The 1,974-nt window shown below is 65.0% G+C and carries 3 protein-coding genes; 2 read left to right on the plus strand and 1 reads right to left on the minus strand.

The genetic code is table 11. From position 1 onward, the window contains the following. Positions 1 to 367, plus strand: a 367-nt coding sequence (locus WCB02_RS23470) for a hypothetical protein (RefSeq protein ID WP_423961890.1), incomplete at its 5' end; no start/stop codon positions are given. Then, positions 327 to 1,451: a sensor histidine kinase gene (locus WCB02_RS23475; protein ID WP_423961891.1), complete on the plus strand. Its 1,125-nt coding sequence runs from the start codon at positions 327 to 329 to the stop codon at positions 1,449 to 1,451. The genes WCB02_RS23470 and WCB02_RS23475, both read left to right, overlap by 41 nt. A 12-nt stretch (positions 1,452 to 1,463) precedes the next feature. Here WCB02_RS23475 and WCB02_RS23480 read toward each other — a convergent pair. Further along, positions 1,464 to 1,974 (minus strand): rhodanese-like domain-containing protein (locus tag WCB02_RS23480; protein ID WP_423961893.1); only part of this gene is annotated, 511 nt, incomplete at its 5' end.

Consider the following 1,974-nt stretch of genomic DNA (forward strand, 5'->3'; position numbering starts at 1 on the left):
CCTCCAAGCCTTCCCCTTTCAGGGTGTCGGCCAGGATTTCGCGCTGGAACGAATCATCCTCGACGACGAGGGCCATGAAAAGGGACAAGGGCATCTCCGGGCAATAACGGGTACAATGCCAAAACAAGCGGTTGGTTCGACGCGACGCGCAATCATCGCGGTATCGCGCAATCGCCTTCCCGGTCGTTTTTTGGGCAGGAGGGATCTCGACACGACGCGCAGGCATCCCTTTTTCCGCCTGCTGTGTGTCGTTCTGAACAATGGAACCGCGGCGCGCGTGATAAGTTTTTTAAACCGCAAATCACTTCCTGTTCGAGGGTTGTTCCATGACCGGGCGATCATCTGCGACGCGCACGCCTTCGGCTGACCTGCTCATCGCCGTCGAAAATCTGGCTCGCGCCGGCAGCACCGAGGATGTCGTCGAGATCGTCCGATCGAGCGCCCGACGCCTGATCGGCTCGGACGGCGTTGCCCTGGTCATCCGCGAGGATGATGCCTGCCACTACATCGAGGAAGATGCCATAGGCCCGCTCTGGAAGGGCCACCAGTTCCAGCTGTCCGAATGCATCAGCGGCTGGGCGATGCTGCACAAACAGACTGTCACCGTCCCCGATGTCTTCACGGACGAGCGCATTCCGCATCATCTCTATCGCCAGACCTTCGTGCGCAGCCTCATCATGGCGCCGATCGGACACGATCATCCGATCGGCGCGCTCGGCGCCTATTGGGCGCAGGTCTATGAGCCGACGGATTACGAGATCGCCACCGTCGAGACGCTGGCGCGCGCCACTGCCAACGCGCTGGAGAATGCGCGCCTGGTAGCCGCCCTGTCGCGCGCGCTGGCGCAGGCCGAGCTCGCCCGCGACGAGCTGCGGCACCGCGTCAAGAACGCCTATCTCGCCGCGCAATCGCTGGCCGTGCTCAGCCTGCCGCCGGACTATTCGCGGGTGTTCTCGGCCCGCATCGCGGCGCTGGCGCGCGCGCATGAATTGATCGACCAGAAGATGGCGCGTCAGGCCTCGATCACGATCTCGGAACTGCTGAGCGCCGAGCTGGAGCCTTATGGCCATGACGCGCCGGATCGATTGGTGGTGGACGGACCGGCGATCGTCCTCGACAGCGCGCAGGCCGTGGCGCTCGGGCTCGCCATCAACGAGCTCGCCACCAACGCGCTCAAATACGGCGCGCTCGCCACGCCCAAGGGACGACTCGATGTGCATTGGCGGCTCGACGGCAATCATCTGGTGCTGGACTGGCGCGAGGCCGACGGCCCCGAGGTGCGCACCGCCGCGCTGGAAAGTTTTGGCTCGCGGCTTTTGCGCCGCCTGATCGAAGGCCAGCTGCGCGGCAGTATCGTCCGCCGTCTGGAACGCTGCGGCGTGACCTGTACGCTGGAGTTTCCGCTTGCCTCCGTTCAGGCATCCCATGTGCCGAGCGAGGTGTCGCGCTAGACCAGCTGCCGATCAAATCACGAAGAAGCCATGGCTCGCATCGCGCCGGAGCTGCTCCACCAGACCATATTCCCAATCGAGATAGGCCTGCATCGCGTCGGCCGCGACGTCAGTACCCTCATAGGGACGCCGGTAGCGCTGCGACGGATCAGGCTTTGGCCAGTCGATCGGCGGACCAAAATCCAGCCCGCCGTCATAGCCGCCATCCAGCACGTAGCTCTCCCATCCCATTTGCGCGAGCCAGGACGCCGTCATGTCGGCGCGAACGCCGAGATTGTCGGTCAACAGGATGCGCGCCCCGCGCACCGGCGCCGCCATGTCGATCTCCTGGACCAGCTGCCCGCCCGGATAGTGGCGAAACCCTGGAAGGTGACCGGCGGCATAATCGTCGCTGTCGCGGACGTCGAAACGATAGAGCGTGCGGTGGGTCTGCGCCTGCAGCGCGGCCGCCTCGTGCGGACCGATATGCCGGACGCCGGCGCGGTAGGCCACGTCGCGCGCGTTGGCGGCCGCTCCCTCGCAC

It is taken from the genome of Bradyrhizobium sp. (assembly GCF_049581145.1).
GTDB lineage: Bacteria > Pseudomonadota > Alphaproteobacteria > Rhizobiales > Xanthobacteraceae > Bradyrhizobium.

What these genes read in the sequence shown, in the direction of transcription:
- WCB02_RS23475 (WP_423961891.1), top strand. Translation starts at nt 327, where the DNA reads ATGACCGGGCGATCATCTGCGACGCGCACGCCTTCGGCTGACCTGCTC.